Raw genomic sequence first — 19350 nt, forward strand, 5'->3', positions numbered from 1 at the left:
TTGTCACCCGCATCGCTCTGTTTTTAACATCGCCTATGGAAAAAAATGGTCTGTTCAGTCAGCGCATACGCTTGCGCCATTTGCATACATTTGTGGCCGTCGCTCAACAGGGAACGCTGGGGCGTGCGGCTGAAACTCTCAACCTGAGCCAGCCTGCGCTCTCAAAAACTCTCAACGAGCTGGAACAGCTGACCGGTGCCCGTCTTTTTGACCGCGGCCGGCTGGGGGCGCAGCTTACCATCGTGGGTGAACAGTTCCTCACGCACGCCGTGAAAGTGCTGGATGCGCTCAATACCGCAGGCCAGTCCCTGCACCGAAAAGAAGAGCAATCCAGTGAGGTGGTGCGCGTGGGTGCTTTGCCTACCGCGGCGCTGGGCATCCTTCCCCCCGTTATCGGCCAGTTCCACAAGCAGCAGCGGCATACCACGATTCAGGTCGCCACCATGAATAACACCATGCTGCTCGCGGGGCTAAAATCGGGCGAACTGGATCTCGGTATCGGCCGCATGTCCGACCCTGAGCTGATGGGTGGCCTCAACTATGAACTGCTGTTCCTGGAGTCCCTGAAGCTGGTGGTTCGTCCCGATCACCCTCTGCTGCAGGACACGGTCACGTTAAGCCGCGTGATGGAATGGCCGGTGGTGGTTTGCCCGAAAGGGACCGTTCCCCGCCAGACCGCCGAAACCTTGCTGCAAATGCAGGGGTGTACGCTGCCCTCAGGATGTATCGAAACGCTGTCGGCCTCGCTTTCGCGCCAGCTTACGCTGGATTATGACTACGTCTGGTTCGTTCCCTCCGGCGCGGTAAAAGATGATTTACGCCAGGGAACGCTGATCGCCCTGCCGATTACCTCCCCTGGCCCCGGTGAACCTATCGGCATTTTGACCCGCGTAGACACGCCGCTTTCAACGGGCGCGCAGACGCTGCTGAGCGCTATCCGTAAATCAATGCCGGTCTGAGACTTTTCTCCCCTCGCCCTAACCCTCTCCCCAGCGGGGCGAGGGCATTGTCCTGCGCCCTAATCAATTAATGCGAAATCATTCATTAACAATTGCGTAAAACAATTTAACAGTTTTATCATAGCGACGAATTCACCAAATGGTTCGTAAATAATTTTACAACCCCGAATTCACCCGTATTAATCATTCTTCCCTCCGCATTTATTACCCAACTGGTACACACCCAGCGCGACGGGGGGATCTTAAGGAGACAGAAATGGCATTTGGCAGCGCGCCACGTGGGATACCGCGTATCCTGCAGTGGCTTCTTGCCGGACTGATGTTGCTCATCGGTCTGGCGGTCGGCGGGCTGGGCTTTAAGCTCGTCACCGTAGGCGGAAGTGGATACTTCCTGATAATGGGCGTGGTAATGGTGATTGCCGCGATCCTGATTTTCCTCAACCGTAGCAGCGGGATCGTGCTTTACGGCATCGCGTTTATTGCCTCGCTGTTCTGGGCGGTAGGCGATGCGGGCTGGGATTTCTGGCCGCTCTTCTCCCGCCTGTTTACCTTTGCCGTACTGGCCTTCCTCTGCGCCATCGTCTGGCCTTTCCTGCGCGCGGCAAACCACAGCGCCGCGAACAAGGCTCCCGCTTTTGGCGTCGCGGCCGTGCTCGCGGTAGCGATGCTGGTCAGCCTGGGCTGGATGTTTAAGCCGCAGACCCTCGTGGCAGCGAACGAGCCCGTTCCGGTGAAACCCGTCGCCCCCGGCGAGCAGCAAAAAAACTGGGAGCACTGGGGCAATACCACCCACGGCGACCGTTTCGCCGCGCTGGACCAGATTAACAAGCAAAACGTCCGCGACCTGAAGGTCGCCTGGGTTGCGCACACCGGCGATATTCCGCAGAGCAACGGCTCGGGCGCGGAAGATCAGAACACGCCATTGCAGATTGGCGACACGCTGTACGTCTGTACTCCATACAGTAAAGTACTGGCGCTGGACGTGGATTCCGGCAAGGAAAAATGGCGCTACGATTCCAAAGCCACGGCGCCTAACTGGCAGCGCTGCCGCGGTTTGGGCTATTTTGAAGACCATTCAAGCGTGACAACGTCACAGACAGAGACACCGCCTGCGGCATGCCCACGCCGTCTGTTCCTGCCGACCACCGACGCCCGCCTGATTGCCATCAACGCGGATACCGGCAAGGTCTGCGAAGATTTCGGCGACCATGGCACGGTGGATCTCGGCGTCGGCATGGGCGAGATCAAGCCCGGATATTATCAGCAGACCTCCACGCCGCTGGTTGCCGGGAATGTCGTTGTCGTCGGCGGTCGCGTCGCGGATAACTACTCCACCGGAGAACCGCCGGGCGTAGTGCGCGCCTACGACGTTCACACCGGTAAGCTGGCCTGGGCGTGGGATCCGGGTAATCCGAACCTGACTGGCCTGCCGCCGGAAGGCCAGACCTACACCCGCGGTACGCCAAACGTTTGGTCCGCGATGTCTTACGACGCTAAGCTGAACCTGATCTACCTGCCAACCGGCAACGCCACCCCGGACTTCTGGGCGGGCGAACGTACCGCGCTGGACGATAAGTACAGTTCCTCCATCGTCGCCGTGGACGCGACCACCGGTCAGGTGCGCTGGCATTTCCAGACGACCCACCACGATCTGTGGGACTTTGACCTGCCTTCCCAGCCGCTGCTGTACGACCTGCCCGACGGTAAGGGCGGCACCACGCCTGTGCTGGTGCAGACCAGCAAGCAGGGCATGATCTTCATGCTTAACCGCGAAACCGGCAAGCCGGTGGCCAAGGTAGAAGAACGTCCTGTCCCGGCGGGTAACGTTGAAGGTGAACGCTACTCCCCGACCCAGCCGTATTCCGTTGGCATGCCGATGATTGGCAACCAGACGCTGACCGAATCCGACATGTGGGGCGCGACGCCTGTCGACCTGCTGCTGTGCCGCATTCAGTTTAAAGAGATGCGTCATCAGGGCGTCTTCACCCCGCCGGGTCTCGACCGTTCCCTGCAGTTCCCCGGCTCACTCGGCGGGATGAACTGGGGCAGCGTCTCCGTTGACCCGAACAACAGCCTGATGTTCGTCAACGATATGCGCCTGGGTCTGGCAAACTACATGGTGCCGCGCGCGAACGTGGCGAAAAACGCCAGCGGCATCGAGATGGGTATCGTCCCGATGGACGGCACGCCGTTCGGCGCGATGCGCGAACGCTTCCTGTCGCCGCTGGGCATTCCATGCCAGAAGCCGCCGTTCGGCACCATGTCGGCCGTTGACCTGAAAACCGGCAAGCTGGTCTGGCAGGTCCCTGTCGGCACGGTGGAAGATACCGGCCCGCTGGGCATTCGCATGCACATGCCAATCCCAATCGGTATGCCGACCCTGGGCGCATCACTCTCTACCCAGTCAGGCCTGCTGTTCTTCGCCGGCACGCAGGATTTCTACCTGCGCGCGTTTGATACCGCCACCGGGAAAGAGATCTGGAAAGACCGCCTGCCGGTCGGCAGCCAGTCCGGCCCGATGACCTACGTGTCGCCAAAAACCGGTAAGCAGTACATCATCATCAACGCCGGGGGCGCTCGACAGTCGCCGGATCGCGGTGATTACGTTATCGCGTACGCGTTGCCCGATAAGAAATAAGATGTGAAAAAGGGACCGAAAGGTCCCTTTTTTATCTGGTGGCGCAACTCAGAACGTTTCCCAGTTATCCCCGGAAACCGTCGCCGCCGCGCGTAGCGGAGCGCTCTTCGCCACTGGCGCAGACGACGCCGCGCGGCCCGGCTTTACACTGCTCAACCGAAACGCCCCAACCGCCTCGGTCAGACGTGCACCCTGTTCTTCCAGTGACGCCGCCGCCGCGGAAGCTTCTTCCACCAGCGAGGCGTTCTGCTGGGTCACTTTATCCATCTCAGAAATCGCCTGACTCACCTGCACGATACCGCGGCTCTGCTCGTCGGACGCTGCGGCAATCTCCAGCATGATGTCGGTCACGCGTTTAACCGCGTCGACGATTTCATTCATGGTGTTACCGGCGGCGACAACTTCACCGGAGCCCTGGTCGATCAGCGAGACCGATTCGTTGATCAGGCTTTCGATCTCTTTTGCGGCATTCGCACTGCGGCTTGCAAGGGTTCGGACTTCGCTTGCCACCACGGCAAACCCGCGCCCCTGCTCGCCCGCCCGCGCCGCTTCTACCGCCGCGTTAAGCGCCAGGATATTGGTCTGGAACGCAATGCTGTTGATGACGGCGGTGATCTCCGAGATCTTCTTCGAGCTGCTGGAGATATTGCCCATGGTTTTAACCACGCCGGAGACCATCTGACCGCCGCGGCTGGCTTTCCCGGAGGCATCTTCCGCCAGCTTGCTGGCATGATGGGCGTTATCGGCGTTCTGCTTCACCGTCGCGGTCAGCTGTTCCATGCTTGCGGCGGTTTGCTCAATGGCTGCGGCCTGCTGCTCGGTACGTGAAGAGAGATCGGTGTTACCGGCAGAAATCTCGCTGGTGCCGCGATAGATCTCCTCCGCCCCCTGACGTACGGTGCCCACCGTGTTTTCCAGCGAGTGCTGCATGGTTTGCAGATCGCGCGTCAGGCGGCCAATTTCGCTGCGCCCGGCCACATCGTCCGGCATCGTCAGGTCGCCTTTGGCGATATTCTCGATACGTTTCGCTGCCCGCTGCAAAGGATTGATTACCGTGCGGCGCAGCACGACAAAGGTCATGGCCGTCAGTACCAGCGCCAGCGCAAACGCGCCCACCATAAACATCAGGCCCAGCTGCGTGCGGCTGTGCGCCTGCGCCGTCAGCGCATTGGCACGGTCGGTACGGATCTTAATCGCCTTCAGCAGCACGGCATTGTAAGCGTCATCCAGCGGGCGCGCCGTTTCGTTTTCGTGGTTGATAATCGCTTCGAACATGCCGTTTTTGGCGAATTTCAACATCGGCTGCATGCCCGAGATATAGGCGTCGTAGCGTGCTTTCAGATCAGCGTCCAGCGCTTCGTCTGAAGAGGTGCGCACCGTACGGTTCATATAGGCGGTAAAGCTATCCTGGGACTGCTTAATGCGCTTTTCCGCCTCGCTGATGTTCTGCTTCATCGCATCCATCTCCGCGATACGGCTTGCCGCACCGGCGTGGATCAGATTGATACGTGCGGTTCGCAGATGGTTTGAGCTGTTCGAGAGCCCCATACGCACCTGAATTTCGGATGTGACATCCTGCTGATCGTTATCGGCCTGCAGCAGGAAATACCCCGCCAGACCCGAGCTCAAGGCAAACAGAAGAATAATGCCACCGAGAATGGAGGAAAACAGCGGAACCAGCCTGATGTGATGCAAGAAGCCCAGCTTGCGCTGCGCCAGCATCGAAGTAGTGTTGTCCATGACCGTCGACTCTCTTGTAGGTAAGATGCGTAAAAACACGCCTGTTAAATAGTCATCGGCACGGCAGAGATTTAGATTACGGCTAAAAACGCCGCACTGGTCACACTTTAGAGAAGATTATTATAGAAACGCCAGCGGCGAAAAACCGCTGGCAGAAGAGTTACTTGTCGCCGAAATGAATGACGGTACGGATGGATTTTCCTTCGTGCATCAGATCGAACGCGTCGTTGATCTGCTCCAGCGGCAATCGGTGGGTAATGAACGGGTCGAGCTGAATCTTGCCGACCATCGCATCTTCCACCATACCCGGAAGCTGGGTACGGCCCTTCACGCCGCCAAACGCGGAACCGCGCCACACGCGACCGGTGACCAGCTGGAATGGACGGGTTTTAATCTCCTGGCCCGCACCGGCAACGCCTATGATGATGCTCTCACCCCAGCCTTTGTGGCAGCATTCGAGCGCGGAACGCATCACGTTCACGTTGCCGATACATTCAAAGCTGAAGTCAACGCCGCCGTCGGTCATCTCAACGATGACATCCTGAATCGGTTTTTCGTGATCTTTCGGGTTCACGAAATCGGTCGCGCCCATTTCACCCGCCAGCTTGAATTTCTCCGGATTGGTGTCGACCGCGATGATACGCCCGGCCTTCGCCTGCACCGCGCCCTGAATCACCGCCAGACCAATGCCGCCGAGACCGAACACCGCCACGGTGTCGCCCTCTTTCACTTTTGCCGTGTTATGCACCGCGCCAATGCCGGTGGTCACGCCGCAGCCCAGCAGGCAGACTTTATCCAGCGGTGCCTGCGGGTTCACCTTCGCCAGCGAGATCTCCGCGCAAACGGTGTATTCGCTGAAGGTGCTGGTGCCCATGTAGTGATAAACAGGCTCGCCGTTATAAGAGAAACGGGTGGTACCGTCCGGCATCAGTCCTTTCCCCTGGGTAGCGCGAACCGCCTGGCAGAGGTTGGTTTTACCGGATTTACAGAACTTACACTCGCCGCACTCCGCGGTGTACAGCGGGATAACGTGGTCGCCCGGCTTCAGGCTGGTCACGCCCTCGCCCACTTCCACCACAATCCCGCCGCCTTCATGGCCGAGTACCGCCGGGAAAACGCCTTCAGGATCGTCACCGGACAGCGTAAACGCATCGGTATGGCACACGCCGGTATGGGTGATTTTGATCAGCACTTCGCCTTTCTTCGGCGGTGCCACGTCGATTTCAACGATTTTGAGCGGCTGGCCGGGACCAAATGCAACTGCAGCGCGAGATTTCATATGTCTTCCCTTTTTGTCAGGTGTGTGGGTTTATTTTAGATAAGAGCGCAGCAAATGGCCGACTTCTGCCATGCGTACGGCTCGCTGATCCGGCGTGGTTTCCCCGGTTACCAGCTCATCTTTGAGGTGAATTTCAACCATTTCGCCCATCAGGCCATTGGCAGCCCCGCGCACGGCGGCGATTTGCTGCAGGATGGCCAGACAGGGATCGCCCGACTCCAGCGCGCGTTCAAGGGCATCAACCTGGCCCCGAATGCGGCGGACGCGAGTAAGAATACGTTTTTTATCTTCGGGTGAATGCGGCATACGCCCTCCTGATACTATAGGGGGGTATGGTATTTAACTTTCCTGTCGATGTAAACCTTCTGTTTCCGTTTCAAAATCAGCGTATCTACCGCACATCATCAAGCAAGCGAATGAAACCTCAAAAACAGATAAACATCTGAAATATATATTTTTTTTAATAACATTATTTGCCTAACCAAATTGAAGTGCCCGTTGTTTAGTGATGATTTCATATACAACAGGAGTTAACACATGGCATGGAACAAACACGCAGCAGCCCTGCACGCACGCCAGAATGCCGGCACTTCATCGCAAAGACGCTGTGGAGAATTTACGCGTAAGGCAATACATGCAGGAGGTGTAGATATTGGCAATACACCCAACGCAAAAGACTATGGCAGTAACCTTGAACGAGCAGGTTTCAGAGTTTTAGGGCAAGGTGAAACATTACAGGAAGGCGATGTGGTTGTTATTCAGCCCTATGAGGGAGGAAATCCGGCGGGTCACATGGCGATTTATGACGGTACAACCTGGTACTCTGATTTCAGACAAAGAGATATGTGGGGTGGTCCGGGATATCGCTCCGCACGCCCTGTTTACAAAATTTACAGGAAAAGCTGATGCGTAACGTTCTTTTGATATGCCTGTTACTGACAGGATGTGCAACACAGATGGATACGCCGGAAAAACGCACTCAAGACTTTTATACATTTTACCTCACGGCTTTCGTCACAGACAGTAAAGAAGATAATCTCGATTCCCCCAAAATGCGTGAATATATCGCGCGGAGCACGCTCTCAAGGCTGCAGAAAATTCTGTCTATCTATGAACAGGAAGTTATTGATTCCGACTATTTTACCTATACCCAGGACTATGCGGCTGAGTGGATCCCTGACATAAACGTAAGCAATGCAATAAACTATGCGTCCGGAAAAGTTGTTAACGTTCAGCTGGGCGTGGGTAATGAGCAGAAACTGCAGCTAAAAGTGTATCTGCGCATAGAAGACGGTAAATGGAAAATTTATCGCGTAACTGACGTGAGCCATCATTTCGAACAGTATATTTTTGACGACAGGGCGATTGCTGCCGCACAACATTATGCCGCCAGTATAACCTCTCCATAATCAGCAAGATCGGTCAGGATTCTGGCCGTTCGGTGAGGCAAAGTGGGTCATCAGGAGGATGCAATGAACGATGCAATCAAAACGGCTTACCGCGAGCGCTTCATGACGGTGTGCGACTATATCGCCCAACATCTCGATGAACCGCTCACGCTGGAGAAGCTCAGCGCGTTAGCCTGCTGTTCGCCTTATCATTTTCACCGGCAGTTTCTGGCGTTTAGCGGCCAGCCTTTATATCGCTATATCCAGTGGCTGCGCCTGCGTCATGCTTCCTGGCGACTGGCGTTTAATCCTCAGGATAAGGTGATTGATATTGCGCTCGATGCCGGGTTCCAGAGCCCTGAATCGTTCAGTCGCGCCTTCAGAAACGCGTTTGGAAAAAGCCCGCGCCAGTTTCGGCAGCAGCCGGACTGGCTGAACTGGCACCAGCGCGTACCGAAAATGACCTTTCAGGAGCAAAAAACGATGGAAATTAAGATTGTCGATTTCCCACAGACCCAAGTGGCAATGCTTCAGCACCGTGGCAACCCGGATCGGGTAAATGACAGCGCGGCGAAATTTATTGCCTGGCGTAAAAGCACGGGTCTATCGCCAGTACACGAAAGCAGCACGTTTGGTATTGCCTGGGATGACCCGGCAACCACACCCGCAGACGCCTTTCGTTTCGATATCTGCGGCAGTATCTCTGAAGCGATACCAGAAAATGAATTCGGGGTTTGCAGTGGCGAAATCGACGGCGGGCGATACGCCGTAGCCCGCCACACGGGTTCTCTGGATACCATTTCCGCCACGGTGTGGGCGATGTTTCGCGACTGGCTACCGACCAGCGGAGATACGCTGCGCGATGCCCCGGTATTTTTCCACTACCTCAACTTTATTCACGAGGTGCCAGAACATGAGTTGCAAACGGACATCTACCTGCCGTTAAATTGACTCTCCCTTTTTTCCCCCTTTTTTCAGGTAGCGCTGAACTTGCCCGACATAGACCCCTTGCAAACTGCGACAGCGTTTGCCGTTCCTCCTTCAGCCAGCGGGTCTCCCCCGCTGGCCACTGATTAAATTTTTAGATCAAAGATAGCAACTGAAACCCTGTCATTTATGAGCCACCCACGCCTGCGCGATCGGTGCAAAAAATCAAACACACCTTTAGATAAAGGCCACTTACTCTGAAGTACGTTCCCCGATAGTATTCAGAAACATGACGAGTAATGCCGTGACTTAATAGTCACAGCTCCTCTATTGCAGATAAGCCAACCCACGGAGATAAAATGCTGTTACTTTTTACAATGTTTATATTTTCACTGACGCTTTCATTTTCTCCTGGCCCCGTTAATATGGTGATTATATCGTCTGGTGCCGTTCACGGTTTTAGAAAGACCTTCTCATTTGTCTCTGGTGCAACGATAGGGTTTACGTTATTACTTATCTTTATATGTTTCGGCTTTTACGCTGCAATCGAAAAATACCCGCTATTTTTCCGGTATCTTAATATTGCCGGTTCTTTATTCATCATGTATCTGGGCTACAAGATAGCGTCATCCCGGCCCGATATGTCATTAATAAAAACGGATTCACCCGGTTTTGTTCAGGGTTTTGTCATGCAGTGGATCAACCCCAAAGCATGGACCGCGTGCGCCTCAGGGGCTGCGATGTTTTCTGAACCCTCTACCCCTGTGACAGCATCCGTCTTTATCGCGGTCTATTTTTTTGTCTGTTACCTGTCGCTTTCTGCATGGGCATTGCTGGGAGAAAAGGTATCGATTCTTCTCAGGAGCGCGCGGCAGCTCCGTACGTTTAACGTGTTGATGGGCGGACTGCTGCTTATTACGGCGTGTTACATGCTCTTTTTAGCGTTTTAAACCCGTTATAACGAGTGAAACTCAATTGCGTTATAAATATCATTAATCAATTTGTAGGCAATACTGCTGGTCGACATATTAGAAGGCCATACGGCATAGACTTTCAGCGGTTCTAATGACCAGTCAGGAAGTATTTCCTGCATTTCTCCGCGCTTAACATCCTCCTCGCTTAAATAGCGAGGAGGTGCTGCGAGACCAATTTGTTGTCTGGCAAGGGCATAAGCGGCTTCGACATTATCTACATACACCGTGGGCGTATACGTTACGACAGCCACTTCCCCATTTTTATGCCGGAATTCCCGGTTATTCTGCCTCATATTGAGTCCAATCCATGGCAGTCGCGCCAGGTCATCAGGATGCGAAATCGTCGGGTAATGGCTGAGCAATTCCTGGGACGCAACTAACTGCCGCGGCAACACAAAAAGATGGCGAGCTTTAAGAGAACTGTCCGGAAGTTCGCCGATTCGAAATGCCACATCGATACCGTCGGCAATAATATCTCTGCGCGTATCGCTGTAAGAGATATTCAATAAAATGCCCGGATGACGTTTTATAAAATCGGCCAGATGGCGAGTAAACGCACTATTCAGAAAAACGGCAGGAAGAGAAATAGTCAGCTTATTGGCCGTTGAGATCGAGCGCTGCTTAAATTCAATGACTCCCTGCTCATATAGCGCCAGCATCGATTTGGCCGTTTCCAGCAAATTGGCGCCATCATGAGTCAGAGAGAGTTTACGGGTATTTCTGTACAGCAACGCGCAGCCAAGATTTTTTTCCAGCTTTGATAAATGCGCGCTTGCCGTTGCGGTTGTAAGCCCTAACGCTTCTGCCCCACCTGAAATGGATCCTGCCTCAGCAATTTTTGCAAACACTATCAGATAACGAATGTCATCAATCATTTATCGTCCTGTCGCGACGGCGTTACTGCGAACTACGCGTTTAATCATAGAGTTACGATATCGTACTTTCCTCCCCGGTCGCATCTCTTTTTATCGTGAGCGCTTGAACACCCCTACTAATTTTAGTGTAAAACAATAAATGTTTATTGTTTTACGATAAGCACCAGGCTAGCCTGCACGCACTTCAACTTACCCTTTGCCAGGAGAGGCATCGAATGAAAAGAAGTCTGCTGTATGGCGTTTCGCTCGCGGGGATCGCGCTTTGCGCCCCCTTACGCAGTGCGGAGCTATCCGGTTACGCGGGTCTGGGCGTCGCGGTCAGCCCCGTTTATTCGGGATCGCAGCATTATGCGCCCGGGCCGCTATTTAAAGGCGGCCTGAGTCTGAAGAGTAAAAGCTGGGGGCAATGGGATCTCTCCACGGAAGGTCTTGCATGGACATATCACTCCGACGCCCCGTTTGCCGTGAGCCTGCTGCTGGCCTCTGATGAGGGGCGAAAAGAGACGATTAACTATCCCTTCTCCGCCAGAAAAAACCGCGATCTGCAGGGAATGGGCGATATGTCCGACATGCTGATGGCGGGCGCGGAGATGCGTTATCACCGCGAGGACTGGACGATATGGTTGCGGGTGTTAAGTGCAACGCAAAAACACCGGTACGGTGGCGAGACGCAGCCGCTGGCGAGGACCGTGAACAGCGGCGTAAAGTCCACCCTCTGGCGCGGGCAGGACGTCGAATTTTCGGTCGCAGGTGACATCACCTGGTCGAACGGCGGCTATCAGCAGCGTCATTATGGCATCACCGCGAACCAGTCTCAGCGCACCGGGTTTGAGGCATATTCACCCTCATCGGGTTTACAGGAGGCTGGAGTCGATAGCGAACTGGTCTGGCACATCACTGAAAATCTGGCGGCTGGGGTGGCCGGCCGCGCAGCCTGTCTGCTTGATGAAGCGGGTAAGAGCCCGATGGTGAAAAGCCGCATGCAGTACACCCTGTCATCAATGATTCAGTACGAGTTCTGAGGCGCAAACCATGAATAAACGGTATGTATACAGCCGCAGGCGACTCTTAGCCGCAGGGGTGGTTTTTGTGTCGCTGATTGCCGCAGGCATATACCTGCAGCCGGGCGTCAGCACGCCGTCACCGCGCCAGACGGGAGATGCAACCCTGGTTTCGTTCCTGACGCCATTACTCAGCGGTGCGAGAGGCAGCGTTGCCGTTGCATTCATCACGCCGAAAGGCGTGCAGTACGCTCTGTGGGACAGCGATTTTGCAAAACAGTATGAGATCGCCAGCCTGACCAAAACCATGACCAGCAGCCTGCTGATTGAGGCGCAGCGACGCGGCGAAGCGGCCCCGCAGACCCGCGTCGGTGAACTCATTCCTGAGATAACAGGCCCGGCGAGCGATATTACCCTGGGGCAGCTGGCTTCGCACCGCTCCGGCCTGCCGCCGCTGGCGACGTCGTTACCCGAGAAAGTTCAGGTCATAAAGAGCATCATCCTGCGTGATAATTTCTGGAACTTCGACGAGAAGACATTAATAGAGATGGTGAATAAAGCCAGCGTCGAACGCCCGGCCGGATTTGACTATTCCAACACCGGCTACGCGCTGCTGGGACTGTCGCTGGCGCGTGCTTCGCATCAATCCTTTGCTCATCTCCTGCAAACGCGAATATTCGCTCAGGCGCACATGACAGACTCCGTCGTCGCCAGCGAAACGACGCCCGCCTCTTCCGCATTCAGCCACGGTCGGTCCGCTTCCGGCCTGAGCGAAGCGACGTGGGTCATGCACGCATTTGCCCCTGCCGCAGGCGTGCGGTCAACCATTGTCGATATGGTCAATTACGCTCGGTCGCTGCTGGCAGGCCAGCTCGCATGGAGCGAGGCCATGACGCCACGGTTTACGACTGACGATCCCGATTCACGCGTGGGCTATGGCTGGTTCACCACGCGTGTTCAGGGCCGCGATATCACCTGGCATGATGGTGAATCGTCGGGATTTGCTTCCGCTATTGCCTTCGACCGACAGCGTAAAAGCGCCGTGGTGATCCTCTCCGACACCGCGTGGCCGGTGGTTGTCCCGGCCATACGGCTGCTTTTAACCCAGCCATCTCAGGCAGCAGAGGCGCATCATGAACTGGATTGATATTCTCTGGGCGATACTGGCCTTCGTCTCGGCCCTGCTTTTTACGTGCGGCACGTGGGCCGCGCGGTATAAACTTCGGCTGGTGAACACGATGCTGACCGTCGGAATCATTCTCTATAGCATGGAGATGATGCAGACCATCACCCATCTGAACAGTTCAGGTTACTTTTTCAGAATGGTCACCTGGGTGATTCAGGCCTCTTATCTCGCCATTAGCGTGTATCACGTGTGGCCAAAACCGTGGATGAAACGCGGCGCTAACTGTCTGAACGGCGGCAAGATTGCCATCGCGCTGATGCTTATGTCATGCTTGAGCATGCTGGTCTTAAAATAATATGAAATATTCAGGAAGGTTCGACGTGAATGGTGCGAGGGATAAACTCAGTCTGGTGCTCATTGCAGGGGTGCTGCCGCTATTTCTCATCCTGGTATTAATCACCCCTTTGTGGATTTATTTCACCGGCGAGTCGTTTTTCATTTCCACTCTGCTAAAGCTCGCTGAGGTTCAGAATGACGATCTGGCGGTTTCGACGGTTTCGCCGCTACGCCAGATACTTCTGCTGGCGATCCTTTATCTCCCTGCGGGGCTGTTTGCCTTCGCTATCCGGCAGGGAATGAGCGTCACGCGGCAGGTTCGTCAAAAACAGATCCTCTCCCGGGCCCTGGCGAACAGCGTTCGCAAGATTGCAATCGCGATGCTAAGCCTTGGGATCGCGCTGCCGGTCTGTCGCTTTTTGATCCCTCTGACGATCGCGTGGCCGGGACATTACTACCAGATCACCCTTTTGCTTGGGGATTTTGTTCTGTTATTAACCGGCGGTTTGCTGCTGGTAACGTTTCACTCCCTGGTCGAAGGGATCAAAGCGGAAGAAGAAAATAAGGAGTTTATCTGATTATGGCTGTCGTGGTTCATCTGGACAAAATGCTGGTTGAGAAGAAAATGACGTCCAGAGCCCTGGCAGCCTTTGTGGGGATCACGGAGCAAAACCTGTCGCTGCTCAAGTCCGGCAAGGTTAAAGGGATACGTTTTGATACGCTGGCGAAAATTTGCGAGGCGCTGCAGTGTCAACCCGGCGACATCCTCTCCTGGGAGCCGGACAGCCCCGAATGACGCGCCTGCGCCAGCGTTTGCAGCTCCTCCTTAAGCCAGCGGGTTGCGCCCCGCTGGCCGCTGCGTTTATGGGAGTAAATTTTCACTTCAAACGTGCGTATCGAAAACGGTAAAGGAAAAATCCTCAGGTCCGCTGCCGCAGCCAGCTTCTCAGCGGCAAACCGAGGGATCGCCATCAGCAGGTCGCTTTCCGCTACGATAAACGGTGCGCTGAGCATCGACGGGGTTTTGATCGCAATTTGTCGGGTATAGCCCAGCTGTTCCAGCCGCACGTCCAGAACGCCCTGCTTCTCATTCCATGGCGTCACCACCAGGTGTCGGGCTGCGAGATAATCCTCCAGCGCGAGACGCGTGCGGCGCGCGTTGCTAATGACCACATACTCATCTTCAAACCAGTCGATCTCTTCCAGCTCCGGGTGCCGGATATCATCCTGAGTGCTGAACCCCAGCGCGAGATCCACTTCGCCCGCCAGCAGTTCCGTCAGCGCCGGGCTGTGCGGCAGATAGCGCAATTCGAAACGCAAACCCGGGGCCGCAAGCTGTAGTTTGTGCATCAGCGCCGGGAAAATGCACAGCGCGGTAAAGTCCGTAATCCCAATTTGTAAGCTTTCGGTACTGCTGGCCGGGTCAAACTCCGGCTGCGGGGTCAGCTCATGATTCAGGAACGACAATGCGGAAGCGATGGAAGGCGCAAGCTGAGAGGCATACACGCTGGGGGACATGCGATGCCCTTCGCGAAAAAAGAGCGGGTCATTAAGGGTGATGCGCAAACGCGACAGCGCATGGCTCAGTGCCGATGTGCTCATCGCCAGCTCGTCAGCGGCCAGCCGAACGGAACGGTGGCGGTAAATCGCGTCGAAAACGGGCAGCAGGTTTAAATCAAGGCGTCTCAGTACCGGATGCATAATATTCATCATTTGTTGATTTCATTGCACTTAATTCTTCGGACAATACTCCGTATGCTTATCGCCATCAATCGAAACACAGGAAAAACAATGAGCATCACCATTCGTCAGGCCCGCCCCGAAGATGCGGCAGCAATATACGCCATGATCTACGAGCTGGCGGTGTATGAAAAAGCGCCGGAAGAAGTGGTTACCACGCCGGAGGAGATCCGGGAAACGCTCTTTGGCGCAGGCACAAAAACCGAAGCGTTGATTGCGGAATTTGAAGGCAAGATCGCCGGCTATGCCGTTTTCTTCACCAGCTATTCGACCTGGCTCGGACGCAACGGGATTTATATGGAAGACCTGTACGTTTCTCCGGAGTATCGCGGTAAAGGCGCGGGAAGAGCGCTGCTGAAACATATCGCGCAGCTGGCGGTGAGACGGCAGTGCGGCCGCCTTGAATGGAGCGTGCTCGACTGGAACCAGCCCGCCATTGATTTTTACCTGAGCATAGGCGCGCTGCCGCAGTCCGAATGGGTTCGCTATCGTCTTGATGGCGAAGCGCTGCTGAGATTTGCCCAATAGCGACACGTGGTACCGGAGAAGATCCCGCCCGGCGGGATCGATCTGTCCTGCCTTGATCCCGTCTCAACAGATGATGAATTTATGCTACCCTTCCATAAATTTCATAAACATAGTGCAGAACGCCATGACGACAGCCCCTTTTATCCGCCCACAACTTTCCCTGCCAGACGGTGCCGACAAGCTGCTGCTGCACTCCTGCTGCGCCCCCTGTTCGGGTGAAGTGATGGAGGCTATCCAGGCTTCGGGGATTGACTACACGATTTTCTTCTACAACCCCAATATCCATCCGCAGAAGGAATACCTCATTCGTAAGGAGGAGAATATTCGCTTTGCTGAAAAACACGGCGTGCCGTTTGTTGATGCCGATTACGACACCGATAACTGGTTTGAGCGCGCGAAAGGCATGGAATGGGAACCCGAGCGTGGCGTCCGCTGCACCATGTGCTTCGATATGCGTTTCGAGCGTACGGCACTCTATGCGGCTGAAAATGGATTCAGCGTCATCAGCAGCTCGCTGGGGATCTCCCGCTGGAAAAACATGCAGCAGATAAACGACTGCGGCCAGCGTGCTGCCGCGCGCTACCCGGGTATGGTTTACTGGGACTATAACTGGCGTAAACAGGGCGGCTCCTCTCGCATGATTGAGATCAGCAAGCGGGAGCAGTTTTACCAGCAGGAATACTGCGGGTGCGTTTATTCGCTCAGGGACAGTAACCTGCATCGTAAGTCTCAGGGCCGCCCGCTGATCCGCATCGGGAAACTGTATTATGGTCAGGATGACAGTGAGAAATAACGGGTTCCCGGTATAGAGATATATCCGAAAACAGCCCTGCCGGGTACCGAAATTAACCTTTCGTCTCCCACATCCACAAAGAGCGGCTATCCTTAAATTATCAACAAAAGGAGGCAAAAATGTCTGATTTCGGTACTGATAAAAACACCCAGTTTGCTGAAGATAAAGCAAAAAATAAATTTGATGAGCTTGCAGGTTCAGCGCAGCAGCAGTTTGGTGAATTCGTAGATTCACCAAAGCATCAGGTAAAAGGTGCGGCTAAAAAATATGCCGCGCAGGCCAGCGATGCCGTTTCCGACGTCACTGAAGCTGTCAGAAATAATCCCCTCACCGGCCTCATCGCCGCAGGTGCGGTAGGTATTGTTCTCGGCCTGCTGTTGGGTCGAAAATAATAAAAGGCCCTTCGGGGCTTTATTTTTCTTAACTAAAAATTCTGACCATGCGATCTAACTCGTCCTCTTTCACGGCTCGCGATAAATAGTACCCCTGAAAGTTTTTGACGCCCAGCGCGACTAATTTTTCAAATTTTTCCTCACTGTCTACTCCCTCTGCAATACAGTCCGTTCCGGTCATATCGCTATAAATCTGTATCGCTTTAATCAGGTTATAGTCATTGTCGTTTGCCACAAAATGCTCAACGATATCCCGATCCAGCTTGAGTCCATCAAAATGCACCTGCCGCACCGGGAACATGGTTTGGTGATTAGAGAAGCAGTCATCCAGAAACAATCGACACCCCGTATTACGCAAATGCCGCATGGTTTCTGGGATCCCTTTGTCCTTCGTCACGTCAATATCTTCTGCGAATTCAAAGACCAGCTTTTCGGCCCACTGCGGTTTGAGCAGCATGTCGATAGCTTTCCTTGCCATATCAGGCAATGCATTTCCGGAGGCCAGGCGAGGTGGGATATTAACAGAAAAATAGTATTTACCATTATACTTATTAATTCCCGACACGGCGGCATGAATAACTAGCGCGGTAATTTTCAACCATATCTCATGATTTGAAATATCCGTGAGAAAACTGGCCGGCTTCACAATTTTACCGTTTTTATTCCAGCGGATCAGTATCTCAAAGCCTACGCCTTTTTTGTCACGATCGGTAATGATCTGATAAGCAGGGAAGATCTCTTTTTTATATAATGCATTAAAAATCTCTGCTTCCTTATCCGTAAACTCCGTATTTTGACTTCGCCGCTTGATACTTCTTTCCGCATTGAAATTATGCGAATCGTGTAGCCACCGCTTAATTAAGCGTAATTTCAGCACGCCTTCCTTACGGTGGGTATAAACCGTTTTATTAGATAGCCCCATTTCATCGCACATTTCTTTTACGGACATGCCACGGTAGAAATTTAATAAAACGTCAATCTCTCTTTTTGTTAGCCACTTTACGTTGTCTTGCGAAGAATTATCCCTGTAGCGATCGCGTAATAAGTACGAACGTTCCTTAAATACATGATGGTGCGTATGAGAACCAGTGACGACATCCGAAACGCGGGCTAGTCGAATCAATGATAATTGATAACTATTATTTAAAAGACTGCCCAGGGTGCGATATAGCCAGCCATCCGGTATGTCGCCATACAGGGTGACGCGTCGAATAACGGGTAACGCATTGAGCACGGACGCCAGTCGCTTCAGGCTCTCCAGGAGACTTAAGATACCTTTTCCGAGAAACACCACAACATGAGCATTCTGATTTATAAGGATATTTTCCATATCCTGTTGCGATGGCTCATCCCCATCAAAATGAATATGCGAAGCCTGTATTCCGTACTGGTTAAGGAATAGACGATATCCCTGGAACGTAAAACCGCAGGCTGAGATGACAAACTTTTGTTCATCGCACGCCCTATTTCTGAGAGAAATGTTGTGGGTCATAAACTGCTCCTGGGCACTAAGGCGCCATTTCCATTTGTGAATGCGTAAAATTTAACGCACCTGTTATAAACATTAATTTTACAGTACAGCCTAAGGGTAAGAAACAGTTATCAGCTGAACTCAGAGGAACATCTTTGCGTTAATCACCGTCGTTTAAATATACTTTTCTTTGCAAATAACAACGGCAAACATCTTATTCTCAGGGTATAATGAAAATTCCGAAAAAGAAGACTGGATACTTCATCTATCGGTTCATTCAAATACGAGAAAAATGCTATGGATAATCACATCTCATCCAGGGCCTTGCTACATCGAAGGGATGTTATAAAGAGCAATCCGCGATTCGGTGAGGCAATTTTAGAGCACTACACAATTAATGACACCATCTACAAAAAACAACCTTTGTTCTACAAGACAATGCTGCAGGAATCCCGGTTCAACATTATCCTCTCCATGTGTTGTTTTATTTTTGGAAATCAGGCCGAATCAGTTTCAGAGATTAAAGAGTTATGCTCTCGCTATAAAATAGCCAGCCCTAACAGCGTTATTGCGATCATTACAATACTGAGAACTACCGGACGCATCAGGACCTGGCGCTGCACGGAAGACCGACGCAAAACGAGAATCGCGCCAACCGAAAAAGGTCTCAATGAACTTAAGCGTTATATGTCCGGGGCATTTTTGCCCGTCAGCATTCTTTATCCGGCATTTAATATTAATGTAAACCTGCTGGATAATGATATTTTGAGAAATAACTTCTTCCGCCGTGCGGCAGAATACCTATTTCGGGGATTAACGTTCAGAAAGGTGCTACCTGAAGTGGGGTTATTTATTGATAAAGATGGAGGGCGAATGATTATGCTTTATATCTATTTGCAGGCCATGAAAAATAAATCCGCCCACGGAGCCGTCATTGACTATTCAGCGAGCACGCTCGCAAAAGAATTTTTCGTTTCGCGCATCCACGTCAACCGAATTATTAAAACGGCGCAAGAGGCGGGCTATCTTAAAGATCGGGGTGATGGAAAAATGTCGATCTATCCGGCCTTTATCGAACTGGTGGAAAACTATGCCGGTTTATATTTTGCGTATGTCACGCATTACATCAACGTGGTGCCTAAAGAACGACGCCACCTTAACAACGTGGCGTCAATGGTATAAT

21 protein-coding genes are annotated in these 19350 nt (G+C 53.3%); 15 read left to right on the forward strand and 6 right to left on the reverse strand.

Annotated features, from left to right (window positions below; translation table 11 throughout):
• The first annotated feature begins 35 nt into the window (after positions 1-35).
• A complete protein-coding gene (locus ACOTZB_RS01995; RefSeq protein WP_033145495.1) occupies positions 36-959 on the forward strand; it encodes a LysR substrate-binding domain-containing protein in 924 nt (307 codons plus the stop codon).
• 256 nt (positions 960-1215) lie between these two features.
• Positions 1216-3597, forward strand: a complete 2382-nt coding sequence (locus tag ACOTZB_RS02000) for a glucose/quinate/shikimate family membrane-bound PQQ-dependent dehydrogenase (RefSeq protein ID WP_421626371.1) — start codon at positions 1216-1218, stop codon at positions 3595-3597.
• Positions 3598-3645: 48 nt separating this feature from the next.
• On the opposite strand, the gene ACOTZB_RS02005 is transcribed toward ACOTZB_RS02000, so the two are convergent.
• The 3 genes from ACOTZB_RS02005 to ACOTZB_RS02015 form a co-directional block, all read right to left on the reverse strand.
• Positions 3646-5337 (reverse strand): methyl-accepting chemotaxis protein, encoded by a 1692-nt coding sequence (locus tag ACOTZB_RS02005; RefSeq protein WP_193804352.1) that lies wholly within the window; start codon positions 5335-5337, stop codon positions 3646-3648.
• 160 nt (positions 5338-5497) lie between these two features.
• The gene (locus tag ACOTZB_RS02010) at positions 5498-6616 is read right to left on the reverse strand and encodes an S-(hydroxymethyl)glutathione dehydrogenase/class III alcohol dehydrogenase (protein ID WP_032668253.1); all 1119 of its coding nucleotides are present in this window, start codon (positions 6614-6616) and stop codon (positions 5498-5500) included.
• 30 nt (positions 6617-6646) lie between these two features.
• Positions 6647-6922: a metal/formaldehyde-sensitive transcriptional repressor gene (locus ACOTZB_RS02015; protein ID WP_003857256.1), complete on the reverse strand. Its 276-nt coding sequence runs from the start codon at positions 6920-6922 to the stop codon at positions 6647-6649.
• Positions 6923-7153: 231 nt separating this feature from the next.
• On the opposite strand from ACOTZB_RS02015, the gene ACOTZB_RS02020 reads away from it, so the two are divergent.
• From ACOTZB_RS02020 to ACOTZB_RS02035, 4 genes are all read left to right on the forward strand, one after another.
• On the forward strand, positions 7154-7522 hold the full coding sequence (locus tag ACOTZB_RS02020) for an NlpC/P60 family protein (protein WP_193804353.1): 369 nt from the start codon (positions 7154-7156) through the stop codon (positions 7520-7522).
• Positions 7522-8025 carry a YbjP/YqhG family protein gene (locus ACOTZB_RS02025; protein WP_193804354.1) on the forward strand — a complete coding sequence of 168 codons (504 nt, stop codon included), beginning with the start codon at positions 7522-7524 and terminating at the stop codon, positions 8023-8025. The genes ACOTZB_RS02020 and ACOTZB_RS02025 overlap by 1 nt, the downstream gene beginning before the upstream one ends.
• Positions 8026-8088: 63 nt before the next feature.
• Entirely contained in the window at positions 8089-8955 is an 867-nt protein-coding gene (locus ACOTZB_RS02030) for an AraC family transcriptional regulator (RefSeq protein WP_193804355.1), read from the forward strand.
• Between the two features lie 335 nt (positions 8956-9290).
• Positions 9291-9881: a LysE family translocator gene (locus ACOTZB_RS02035; protein ID WP_193804356.1), complete on the forward strand. Its 591-nt coding sequence runs from the start codon at positions 9291-9293 to the stop codon at positions 9879-9881.
• 5 nt (positions 9882-9886) lie between these two features.
• On the opposite strand, the gene ACOTZB_RS02040 is transcribed toward ACOTZB_RS02035, so the two are convergent.
• Positions 9887-10780, reverse strand: coding sequence for a LysR family transcriptional regulator (locus ACOTZB_RS02040; protein ID WP_193804357.1), 894 nt, complete (start codon positions 10778-10780; stop codon positions 9887-9889).
• A gap of 215 nt (positions 10781-10995) precedes the next feature.
• Here ACOTZB_RS02040 and ACOTZB_RS02045 point away from each other — a divergent pair, with 215 nt between their 5' ends.
• Genes ACOTZB_RS02045 through ACOTZB_RS02065 form a run of 5 tightly spaced genes read left to right on the forward strand, consistent with a single transcriptional unit; the run spans position 10996 to position 14039 of the window.
• Positions 10996-11802: a MipA/OmpV family protein gene (locus ACOTZB_RS02045; RefSeq protein WP_193804358.1), complete on the forward strand. Its 807-nt coding sequence runs from the start codon at positions 10996-10998 to the stop codon at positions 11800-11802.
• Between the two features lie 10 nt (positions 11803-11812).
• The gene (locus tag ACOTZB_RS02050) at positions 11813-12928 is read left to right on the forward strand and encodes a serine hydrolase domain-containing protein (protein ID WP_421626372.1); all 1116 of its coding nucleotides are present in this window, start codon (positions 11813-11815) and stop codon (positions 12926-12928) included.
• The gene (locus ACOTZB_RS02055) at positions 12915-13262 is read left to right on the forward strand and encodes a hypothetical protein (protein ID WP_193804360.1); all 348 of its coding nucleotides are present in this window, start codon (positions 12915-12917) and stop codon (positions 13260-13262) included. The genes ACOTZB_RS02050 and ACOTZB_RS02055 overlap by 14 nt, the downstream gene beginning before the upstream one ends.
• 25 nt (positions 13263-13287) lie before the next feature.
• On the forward strand, positions 13288-13821 hold the full coding sequence (locus ACOTZB_RS02060) for a DUF2975 domain-containing protein (RefSeq protein WP_193804361.1): 534 nt from the start codon (positions 13288-13290) through the stop codon (positions 13819-13821).
• Between the two features lie 2 nt (positions 13822-13823).
• Positions 13824-14039, forward strand: coding sequence for a helix-turn-helix domain-containing protein (locus ACOTZB_RS02065; RefSeq protein WP_024908393.1), 216 nt, complete (start codon positions 13824-13826; stop codon positions 14037-14039).
• Here ACOTZB_RS02065 and ACOTZB_RS02070 read toward each other — a convergent pair.
• On the reverse strand, positions 13994-14956 hold the full coding sequence (locus tag ACOTZB_RS02070) for a LysR family transcriptional regulator (RefSeq protein WP_421626373.1): 963 nt from the start codon (positions 14954-14956) through the stop codon (positions 13994-13996). The genes ACOTZB_RS02065 and ACOTZB_RS02070 overlap by 46 nt on opposite strands.
• 78 nt (positions 14957-15034) lie before the next feature.
• On the opposite strand from ACOTZB_RS02070, the gene ACOTZB_RS02075 reads away from it, so the two are divergent.
• From ACOTZB_RS02075 to ACOTZB_RS02085, 3 genes are all read left to right on the forward strand, one after another.
• On the forward strand, positions 15035-15511 hold the full coding sequence (locus ACOTZB_RS02075) for a GNAT family N-acetyltransferase (RefSeq protein WP_421626374.1): 477 nt from the start codon (positions 15035-15037) through the stop codon (positions 15509-15511).
• A 124-nt stretch (positions 15512-15635) separates the two neighbouring features.
• Positions 15636-16304, forward strand: coding sequence for an epoxyqueuosine reductase QueH (locus ACOTZB_RS02080; protein WP_052119540.1), 669 nt, complete (start codon positions 15636-15638; stop codon positions 16302-16304).
• A gap of 119 nt (positions 16305-16423) precedes the next feature.
• A complete protein-coding gene (locus tag ACOTZB_RS02085) occupies positions 16424-16696 on the forward strand; it encodes a DUF883 family protein (RefSeq protein WP_047651242.1) in 273 nt (90 codons plus the stop codon).
• A gap of 28 nt (positions 16697-16724) precedes the next feature.
• Here the strand turns inward: ACOTZB_RS02085 and ACOTZB_RS02090 are convergent, their stop codons facing one another.
• Positions 16725-18188, reverse strand: coding sequence for an EAL domain-containing protein (locus ACOTZB_RS02090; protein ID WP_421626375.1), 1464 nt, complete (start codon positions 18186-18188; stop codon positions 16725-16727).
• Positions 18189-18464: 276 nt separating this feature from the next.
• On the opposite strand from ACOTZB_RS02090, the gene ACOTZB_RS02095 reads away from it, so the two are divergent.
• The gene (locus ACOTZB_RS02095) at positions 18465-19349 is read left to right on the forward strand and encodes a MarR family transcriptional regulator (protein WP_421626376.1); all 885 of its coding nucleotides are present in this window, start codon (positions 18465-18467) and stop codon (positions 19347-19349) included.
• Position 19350 lies beyond the last annotated feature (1 nt).

This window comes from Enterobacter cloacae complex sp. SHL020 (genome assembly GCF_049236945.1).
Lineage (GTDB): Bacteria > Pseudomonadota > Gammaproteobacteria > Enterobacterales > Enterobacteriaceae > Enterobacter > Enterobacter dykesii.

Coding starts and splice junctions, on each gene's coding strand:
- ACOTZB_RS02070 (WP_421626373.1), bottom strand. CDS start 14,956: ATGATGAATATTATGCATCCGGTACTGAGACGCCTTGATTTAAACCTG.
- ACOTZB_RS02085 (WP_047651242.1), top strand. CDS start 16,424: ATGTCTGATTTCGGTACTGATAAAAACACCCAGTTTGCTGAAGATAAA.
- ACOTZB_RS02020 (WP_193804353.1), top strand. CDS start 7,154: ATGGCATGGAACAAACACGCAGCAGCCCTGCACGCACGCCAGAATGCC.
- ACOTZB_RS02065 (WP_024908393.1), top strand. CDS start 13,824: ATGGCTGTCGTGGTTCATCTGGACAAAATGCTGGTTGAGAAGAAAATG.
- ACOTZB_RS02095 (WP_421626376.1), top strand. CDS start 18,465: ATGGATAATCACATCTCATCCAGGGCCTTGCTACATCGAAGGGATGTT.
- ACOTZB_RS02075 (WP_421626374.1), top strand. CDS start 15,035: ATGAGCATCACCATTCGTCAGGCCCGCCCCGAAGATGCGGCAGCAATA.
- ACOTZB_RS02050 (WP_421626372.1), top strand. CDS start 11,813: ATGAATAAACGGTATGTATACAGCCGCAGGCGACTCTTAGCCGCAGGG.
- ACOTZB_RS02005 (WP_193804352.1), bottom strand. CDS start 5,337: ATGGACAACACTACTTCGATGCTGGCGCAGCGCAAGCTGGGCTTCTTG.
- ACOTZB_RS02015 (WP_003857256.1), bottom strand. CDS start 6,922: ATGCCGCATTCACCCGAAGATAAAAAACGTATTCTTACTCGCGTCCGC.
- ACOTZB_RS02030 (WP_193804355.1), top strand. CDS start 8,089: ATGAACGATGCAATCAAAACGGCTTACCGCGAGCGCTTCATGACGGTG.
- ACOTZB_RS02055 (WP_193804360.1), top strand. CDS start 12,915: ATGAACTGGATTGATATTCTCTGGGCGATACTGGCCTTCGTCTCGGCC.
- ACOTZB_RS02090 (WP_421626375.1), bottom strand. CDS start 18,188: ATGACCCACAACATTTCTCTCAGAAATAGGGCGTGCGATGAACAAAAG.
- ACOTZB_RS02080 (WP_052119540.1), top strand. CDS start 15,636: ATGACGACAGCCCCTTTTATCCGCCCACAACTTTCCCTGCCAGACGGT.
- ACOTZB_RS01995 (WP_033145495.1), top strand. CDS start 36: ATGGAAAAAAATGGTCTGTTCAGTCAGCGCATACGCTTGCGCCATTTG.
- ACOTZB_RS02000 (WP_421626371.1), top strand. CDS start 1,216: ATGGCATTTGGCAGCGCGCCACGTGGGATACCGCGTATCCTGCAGTGG.
- ACOTZB_RS02025 (WP_193804354.1), top strand. CDS start 7,522: ATGCGTAACGTTCTTTTGATATGCCTGTTACTGACAGGATGTGCAACA.
- ACOTZB_RS02035 (WP_193804356.1), top strand. CDS start 9,291: ATGCTGTTACTTTTTACAATGTTTATATTTTCACTGACGCTTTCATTT.
- ACOTZB_RS02040 (WP_193804357.1), bottom strand. CDS start 10,780: ATGATTGATGACATTCGTTATCTGATAGTGTTTGCAAAAATTGCTGAG.
- ACOTZB_RS02010 (WP_032668253.1), bottom strand. CDS start 6,616: ATGAAATCTCGCGCTGCAGTTGCATTTGGTCCCGGCCAGCCGCTCAAA.
- ACOTZB_RS02045 (WP_193804358.1), top strand. CDS start 10,996: ATGAAAAGAAGTCTGCTGTATGGCGTTTCGCTCGCGGGGATCGCGCTT.